Genomic DNA, 7,609 nt, shown 5'->3' on the forward strand with positions numbered 1-7,609 from the left:
GATGGGGCGTCACGGACCGCGGTGGACGCGGCCGTGTCAGGGCGCGGAGGGCGGAAGCCTTCCGCGCCCTTTTTCGTGTCCGGGGGCTTCATGTCTCCGCGCCAACGAGGTGCGAGACCCCAAGGCAGGTGGCCGGAGTGTCCGGGAACGCGCAGCCTTCTTCGCGCCGGCGCGGGAGCGGACGGCATCCGAGGGTGTGGGCGCGGCGCTTCGCCGGTCCACTTCGGGCGAGGGGCGGCGTTCATGCGAATCACCTTCCTGGGCCATGCGGGCTTCGCCGTGGAAACCGCGCGGAGCGTCGTCGTCATGGACCCGTGGCTGACCGAGCGGGGCGCCTTCGACTCGGCGTGGATGCAGCTGCCGCGCAACCACCACCTGGCTCCGCGCGTGCGCGAGCTGCTGGAGACGCCGGGCCGGGAGCGCTTCCTCTACGTCAGCCACGAGCACAAGGACCACTTCGACCCGGAGTTCCTGGCCACGCTCCAGCGCCGCGACTTCACGGTGGTGATTCCTCGCTTCCTGCGCTCGGAGCTGCAGGACATCTTCGCGAAGTACGGCTGCAAGCGCGTCATCGCCTGTGAGGACGGCCGCGAAATCCCCTTCAAGGGGGGCTACCTCAAGCTCTACGTGTCGGAGCAGGGCACCAACCGGGACTCAGCCGTCATGGTGCGAGGGGACGGCCAGTGCTTCATCAACCTCAACGACTGCAAGCTGCATGACCGCCTGGCGCGCATCACCGAGGAGGAGGGGCCCATCGACGTCTTCACGGCCCAGTTCTCCGGCGCCATCTGGCATCCCACCTGTTACGAGTACTCGCCGGAGACGTACGCGGCCATCTCGCTGAAGAAGCGCGACAGCAAGTTCGAGGCGGTGGCGCGGGCGCTGGAGGTGGTGCGCCCTCGGGCCTACCTCGCGTCCGCGGGGCCGGCGTGCTTCCTGGACCCGACGCTGTTCCACCTCAACTTCGAGAAGGTGAACATCTTCCCCAATGCCACCACGCTGTTCCGGTTCCTGGAGCAGCGCCTGCCGGGGGCCGCGTCGAAGTACCTGGAGCCGATGCCCGGGGACGTGCTGGACATCGGCTCGCTGGACTTCGTCTCACTGGACCAGGAGCGCGTGACGCAGGAGGGCTTCGATGCGTACCTCCGGAAATACGCGGACGACATGGCGCCGCTGTTCCGGGAGCGCCGCCGCAACATGCTGCGCGCGGAGGTGGATGAGATTCACGCGCGGCTGCGCGTGGAGCTGCAGCGCAAGCTGGACCTGTTGGACCTGCACGAGCGCGTGGGCATGCCCCTGTACGTGGAGCTGACGGAGCTGCCGGAGCGGTTGTTGCGGGTGGACTTCAAGGGCCGGCGCGTGGACGAGGTCTCCGAGCTTCGCGAGACGACGCGCTACACGATGAAGGTCTCCGCTGCGGACATGGTGCGAGTGCTCGACCGGAAGCTGACGTGGGAGGACTTCCTGCTGTCGTTCCGCCTGCGGCTGAGCCGGTCGCCAGACGTCTACGAGCCCATCCTCCATGGCTTCCTGGGGGTGGAAATCGAAGACATGCGCGCCTTCTGCGAAGGCGTGCGCTCCACGGAGTCGCAGCGCGAGCGAACGGTGGTGTCCGTGGGGCAGAAGCGCTTCTCCGTGCAGCGGTTCTGTCCGCATCAGGGCGCGGACCTGGCGGAGGGCTGGGTGGAGGAGGGCAAGTACCTCGTCTGTCCTCGCCACCGCTGGCAGTTCGACCTGGACGACGGAGGTCGCTGCTTGATGAATGGCTCCACGCTCTGCGCGGAGCCGGCGACGGACGTCGTTCCCGAGGAGACGGAGAAGCCCACCGTCCCCGCGCCAGTCGTCGAGCCTCGCGTGTAGATCGCGGACGCGAGGTGTGAGGTGGGGCGCTCAGGGCTCGAAGCTGACGCCGCCCTGAGCGAGGAATGGATGCCAATGCGCGCCAGCCTCGCGTTCACGGTGACGTTCTGAGCTCCCGCCGGCCGAGGTCTTTTCATGGATGGCTTGGAATAGGCTGGCAGGAGGAGCGTCTGACCCACTCGGGAATCCCTGGGTTCTGGTGGATGTCTGTCTGTGTATCGGAATGAATCCGGGGATTCATGGGAGCCGGTGGATTCATCGGGCGTCCCTGGGTGAAAAGGTGAGCCCGGCGGCGGGTATGGGCGGTATTTTCGGTCCGCCATGTCTCATGCCCCCAAGCCCCCGAAGAAGATGGATGTCGCCAGGCTGATGAAGAAGGTGGACGGCCTGCTCGACGAGTCGCCGCCTCAACTGGATGACGCGGTTCCCCTTCTGCGCCAGGTGCTGGAGGCCGAGCCAGACCGACTGATGGCGTTGCACTCCCTGAGCTGGGCGCTGGACGCCTCGCGTCGCACCGATCCTCGTCGCTGGGAGCGAACGCTGAAGGCGGAGCACTGGAGGGCCAGGGACCGCGTCCTCGAGCTGACGCGAGGCACCCGGGCCGGTGGCGACCTGAGCGATGCCCAGCGGGCGCGCTCGCTGGCCCTGAGCCTGTGGGCGGAGGAGGTCGTCGGGGGCAGTCCCACGGACGCCCAGCTCGACGCCGTGGAGGCCGCGTTGGAGGAGGCCGAGGGGCTGCGCCCGCTGCCGGACCATGCGCGGGCGCGCCGGGGGCTCGACGCCTGGCGCACCTTGCGGAAGGGCCCGGGGACGAAGGGCTACGAGAAGCTGCTCGCCGTGCTGGAAGCGGCGCCCGAGCAGCGAACCCTCGACGTGGAGGACGACGGCCCGGATTGCTTCAGCGGTCTGCAGGGGGCCTTCTCCGACGAGGGCTTCGTGGCGTGGCTGCGAAAGCAGAAGCCGGCGGCGCGGCCCAAGGGGAAGAAGGCCCGTCAGCTTGACGCGGGCCTGCTGCTCGCGGCGGGGCAGGACGCCGCCCCGTTCTTCGGCCCGTTCTTCGGCGGAGGTCGAGTGGCCCGGGTGCTGGCCTTGCGCGCGCTGGGCGCGAACCTGGACGTCCAGGACGAGGATGAGCAGGGGCTGCTCCACCTGGCCGCCCGCGTGGATGACGCGGCGCTGGTGCGGGAGTTGCTCGCCCTGGGACTCTCCACGTCCGCCGTCGCCGCCGAGTCGGCCACGCCGCTGCACCTCGCGGCCGAGGATGGCGCGGTCTCCTGCATCCCCGTGCTCATCAAGGGCGGAGCCCAGGTGGATGCGCTCGACGAGAATGGACGCACCCCGCTCTTCAACGCCCAGGTGCCTGAGGTGGCCCAGGCCCTGCTCGACGTGGGCGCCGACCCCAACGGGGGCGATGGCTGGACACCGCTGCACCAGCACGTGTGCTTCCTGGACCGGGAGCCGGTCATCGAGCTCCTCCTTCGCGCGGGCGCGGACGTCACGCGCAAGGACGCGGGGGAGAAGACCCCCGCCCAGGAAGCGCTGCGCCACAAGAACCCGCGGCTCGCCGAACTCCTGGGGGCGCCGCGGCCGCCGGGCGGAAGGAAAGCCACACTGGCGAAATGATGAGACCTGGTTCGCCCCGGCGCTTGCGGGAATCCCGTATGCGCTGGGGTCGGACGTCGATGTTTGTGGCATTCCATGTCACACGCCGCCAGCTGAGAGGCATTGTTTGTAGCGCTTCATGTCACATGAGGGTCCCGCCTGCCGTGGGTCGTGTGTGGCATGGCTGTGTTTGGATGGATATTGACGCCGGGATTGGAACGCCTGTGCCAGTCGTGGCAACGTCAGACGAATCACATATCGTGCTCCTGGGTGTCATCGAGCCCGATGCCACCTCTCTCCCAATCCGGAGGTATGTGATGTCTCTGTCGAGAATCGCTGGCAAGCAGTGGCTGTGGTTGTGCGGTCTGCTCGGAGGCGCGGTGGTGCTCGGTGGCGGCTGTGGCGCGCCTGACGCGGAGGTCGAGCCTCAGCCCTCCGTGGAGCAGGCGCGTCCGCTCGTCCAGTGTACGCCCTCGTCGACGGGCCTGACGGCCTGTGGCGTCGTCACGACGGCCACGGGCGCGCCGGTCGCTGGCGCGATGGTGGACCTGCGTGGCATTGGGACGCTCACGGCCGCGGATGGCTCGTTCTCCGTGTCCGCGCCGGCGCCGATGGGCTCCGCGCTGACCATCACCGCGCCGGGGTACATGCCCCACGTCGGCGCCATCACGCGCAACGTGCTCGGGGCCCGGTTCGTGCTCCACACGCTCCACCGTCAGACCTTCACTGGCGGCACCCCCACGGTGGCGGACCCGCGCAGCGGCGCCTCCATCCAGGTGAACCTGAGCGCGCTCCAGGGACCCTCCGGTGAGCAGCCCCTCCCCCCGTTCACGGTGGGCGTGCGCTACATCGACACGGGCCTGCTCGCGATGCCGGGCGCGGACGCCGCCATCAACCGCGCGGGCCAGACGGTCTTCCTGGAGTCGCGTGGCGCCATCTACACGGAGGTGCGCGACGCCAAGGGCACCCTGCTCAAGCTGCGCGCGGGCGCGACGGCCCGCATCTTCATCCCGCTCACCAACGACATGGCCGGCTCCGCGCCGAGCTCCATCGCGCTGTGGTCCATGGGTGTCGGCACCAACGTGTGGAACCAGCAGGCCACCCCCGCCACGCGGGCGCCCAACCCGACGCAGTGCGGGGTGCGTGAGACCGTCACGTGTGACCCTGACGACTGCAGCCGCATCTCGTCCACCGGCTTCGGGGGCAACACCAGCGAGATTGGCTTCGTCAACGCGGACATCGAAAAGACGAACCCCGCCTGTCTGCGCGTGGTGGTGAACGCCGCGTCGCTGCCGCCCGGCACCGTGCTGCCCATCTGCCTGGAGCTGGAGATTCCGATCCCCACCGGTGGGACGCAGACGCGCAACATGTGCGTGGGGGCGGGCACCGACGTCCTCTACAACCTGCCGGCCAACGTCAACGTCACCGTGCGCCAGGCCTCTGGCTTCGGGTGTCCGCCGCCGCCCAGCGGCAGCGTGACGGTGAACACGGGAGCGCCGTGGGGCGGCGCCGGCGTGCCTGCTTCCCCCGGCCAGTGCAATGGCGTGCTGACGCTGCCGCCGCTGCCTTGACCTGAGTCGATGGTTTCAAGGGGCTCCGGCGTGCTCGCGCGCCGGAGCCTTGTCGTCGCCGAAATGAAGGGTGCCGTGTCCGGAAAGGTCGCCGTCCAGCAGCCGACAGCCATCCGCGACTGACAGGCGATTACGAGCCCCCGCCCGAACGGAGACCATCCCGGCCTCCGAATGCGTGCCATTCCCACAGGGCGAACCCCCTTCCGTCGACGTCGTGTGGCTGTCATTGGCGCGGGGGTCGCGCGCGACGCCGTCATGCTTGTTCGGGGCGACCGCTGGGGAGCGCCTCGCAACGCCGCGGTGACCGTCGCGCCTTCCATGCCGCCAGCCCTGCCGCTGAGTTCCCCGCGCTCCGCGCTGCTCCAGGGCGCGCTGACGGGCCTGGCGCCGCCGCGTGGTTTTTCTGTCCGGGCTTGATGCGTGCTCGGGCTCGAAGCAGCTTCACCACCCCAGTCGGAGGTATCCCAGATGAGGGATGTCGCGCATTCCACCCTGTCTCTCCATGAGTCCCGAAGCAGTGCGGCGGAGCTCGTCCGGAGCATCCTGCCCATCCTCTATGGCGTCGACGAGCGCCCGCCTCGGGCGGCCGCGACGAAGCACTACCATCCCGATGCCACCTTCCAGGATCCGCTCCTCACGGTGCAGGGAATCGAGAGCATCCGGCGGCTCGTCTACGTCAACCGGACGTTCCTCACGGACTGCCGCATCGTGTTCGGGGATGTCGCGGAGACCGTCCGTCCGGACGGCTCGCACGTCGTGCTGGCCGACGTGACGTGCACGCTGGTCTTCAAGCACTTCCTCCTGTGGCGCCCCTGGCAGAAGCTGGTCGGGGATTCCTTCACCTATCAAGCGGTGCACAAGGTCGTGCTCGACGAGGACCTCAAGGTCACCGCGCATGAAGAGCATTTCAGCGTGAGGTCCGTGCTCGATACCGTCCCGGTGGGCCGCGCGCTGTATGCGCTGCTCCGCAAGGTGGATGCCGGCTGTACGTCGGACTTCGGCTACACGCTGAACCAGTACATCGCCGGGGACCGGTCCATCCGCACCGTGCTCTGAAGTGTCGCCCGAGCGCTTCGGCCCTCGCCGAGGCGCGCCGGGACCCGACGCGAGGGCTTCGCGCGAGTCAGGGCGTCCGGGCCAGCGTGTCCGCCTTGAGGTGTCCCAGGTCCGTGCGAGCCCCGCCCTCGATGACGAAGGGGCGCTTGTCGAGACTCCCCTCCATCGTCAGGAAGTGCTCTCCCGGGGGAAGACCCGCCACGATGAAGCGCCCGTCCGCCCCCCGGAAGGACATGGGGTGGTAGATCCAGTCGTCGACGTTCAGGCGCGGGCCCACGACATACGTCCCCTCCTGGGTGACGTCGACGTGGCCGACGACGGCGCCGGTGTCCTCCAAGCGGATGTCCGCGACCACCCTCTGGCCCTCGGTGGCCGTGACGGTGACGCTGCCGGCGCGGCCGTCATCGAGCCACGCATGGACGACGGTCTGCGTCCCCACGACGGGATTCACCACGAAGGCCGAGCCCTCGAAGCGGATCTGGCTGAAGTAACGAGGGCTCTGACTGCAGCCTCTCCAGTACTGGGTGGGCTTCATCACGGAGATGCGTGCCCCCTTCGCGGGCGTGCCGTCCGGCATGAGGACATGACCCGCCAGCTCGAAGTAGTGCGGCACCGGAGGATGGGGTGGCCCGATGGTGACTCCGTGGACGTTCGAGTCATACGGAACCTTGATGGACAGCGGGACTCCGGGGGCCAATTCCACCTTCTTCCATCCGTCGAGGGTCGACCAGCCGTGGACGCCGCTCACGTGCGCGGTGTGGCTTCCCACCTCGACGTTGCCGGTCCAACCGCCATCGTCCTGACGCCGCAGCGGAACGCCGACGGAGACGGATTCGATGACATCCACGTTGTTGGACTTCTTGAACCGGGACCAGCGGCGATTGCGGCTGCGCGAGGGTTGGACTGTCACGGTGGTGAAGCCCGCGAACTGGATGTCCAGCCGAGCCTCCTCTCCCGCTTTGACGTCGAGGTCGCGACCCAGCCCCTGGCCCTCGGGGGAGAAGGGATGGATGTAGACGGGGCCCGGCGAAACGCCATCCAGGCGGTAGTGGCCTTGCGCGTCCGTGATGGCCTGGGTGGGCATCCACTTCTCGACCGAGCGCTCGCCCCTGGCCATCAATCGCACCCCCTGGGCGGGCGTCCCATCGAGCTTGCGCACCTGTCCGGTGACGGTGGCGCCGGGAGGCAGCGCCAGGTGGGCGGTGATGGTTCCTCCGGCGACGAGGCCCACGTCCGGCTCGCAGTCCTCGCCGTGCCCCGCGCCGCGCGCGCAGAGGTGGAAGTGCCCGGGGAGCGCGGCGGGGAACCGCGCCAGGCCCTGCTCATCCGTGAGCGCGGACTCCAAGGGATTGGCCAGGTCGACGGGCTCGCGAATGATGGCGACCATGGCTCCCGCGAGAGGCCGCTGGTCCTGGGCGGAGACGACGCGGACCTCCGCGAGTCCCGTCCCATCCCGCGTGGGCGGCGTCAGTGGTGGACGAGGCCTGGGCGCGGAGGGGCTCGCGGGAGGGGCCGTGGGT

The 7,609-nt window shown here is 69.0% G+C and carries 5 protein-coding genes; 4 read left to right on the forward strand and 1 reads right to left on the reverse strand.

What is annotated here, in order from left to right:
- Window positions 1-243 precede the first annotated feature (243 nt).
- The 4 genes from FJV41_RS05255 to FJV41_RS05270 all read left to right on the forward strand — a co-directional run bounded on the left by FJV41_RS05255 (window position 244) and on the right by FJV41_RS05270 (window position 6,089).
- Window positions 244-1,860 (forward strand): Rieske 2Fe-2S domain-containing protein, encoded by a 1,617-nt coding sequence (locus FJV41_RS05255; protein WP_141641293.1) that lies wholly within the window; start codon window positions 244-246, stop codon window positions 1,858-1,860.
- A 321-nt stretch (window positions 1,861-2,181) separates the two neighbouring features.
- Complete coding sequence (locus FJV41_RS05260) at window positions 2,182-3,483, forward strand: ankyrin repeat domain-containing protein (protein WP_246137010.1); 1,302 nt, start codon at window positions 2,182-2,184, stop codon at window positions 3,481-3,483.
- 296 nt (window positions 3,484-3,779) lie between these two features.
- A complete protein-coding gene (locus FJV41_RS05265) occupies window positions 3,780-5,033 on the forward strand; it encodes a carboxypeptidase-like regulatory domain-containing protein (RefSeq protein ID WP_141641294.1) in 1,254 nt (417 codons plus the stop codon).
- Window positions 5,034-5,501: 468 nt separating this feature from the next.
- Complete coding sequence (locus tag FJV41_RS05270; protein WP_141641295.1) at window positions 5,502-6,089, forward strand: hypothetical protein; 588 nt, start codon at window positions 5,502-5,504, stop codon at window positions 6,087-6,089.
- A gap of 67 nt (window positions 6,090-6,156) precedes the next feature.
- Here FJV41_RS05270 and FJV41_RS05275 read toward each other — a convergent pair.
- On the reverse strand, window positions 6,157-7,609 hold a 1,453-nt coding region (locus FJV41_RS05275; protein WP_141641296.1), incomplete at its 5' end, for a carboxypeptidase-like regulatory domain-containing protein.

The sequence above is a fragment of the Myxococcus llanfairpwllgwyngyllgogerychwyrndrobwllllantysiliogogogochensis genome, assembly GCF_006636215.1.
In the GTDB taxonomy this organism is placed as follows: domain Bacteria; phylum Myxococcota; class Myxococcia; order Myxococcales; family Myxococcaceae; genus Myxococcus; species Myxococcus llanfairpwllgwyngyllgogerychwyrndrobwllllantysiliogogogochensis.

Bases quoted from the DNA above. Each gene is read 5' to 3' on its own strand.
- FJV41_RS05260 (WP_246137010.1), top strand. From the start codon at position 2,182: ATGTCTCATGCCCCCAAGCCCCCGAAGAAGATGGATGTCGCCAGGCTG.
- FJV41_RS05255 (WP_141641293.1), top strand. From the start codon at position 244: ATGCGAATCACCTTCCTGGGCCATGCGGGCTTCGCCGTGGAAACCGCG.
- FJV41_RS05270 (WP_141641295.1), top strand. From the start codon at position 5,502: ATGAGGGATGTCGCGCATTCCACCCTGTCTCTCCATGAGTCCCGAAGC.
- FJV41_RS05265 (WP_141641294.1), top strand. From the start codon at position 3,780: ATGTCTCTGTCGAGAATCGCTGGCAAGCAGTGGCTGTGGTTGTGCGGT.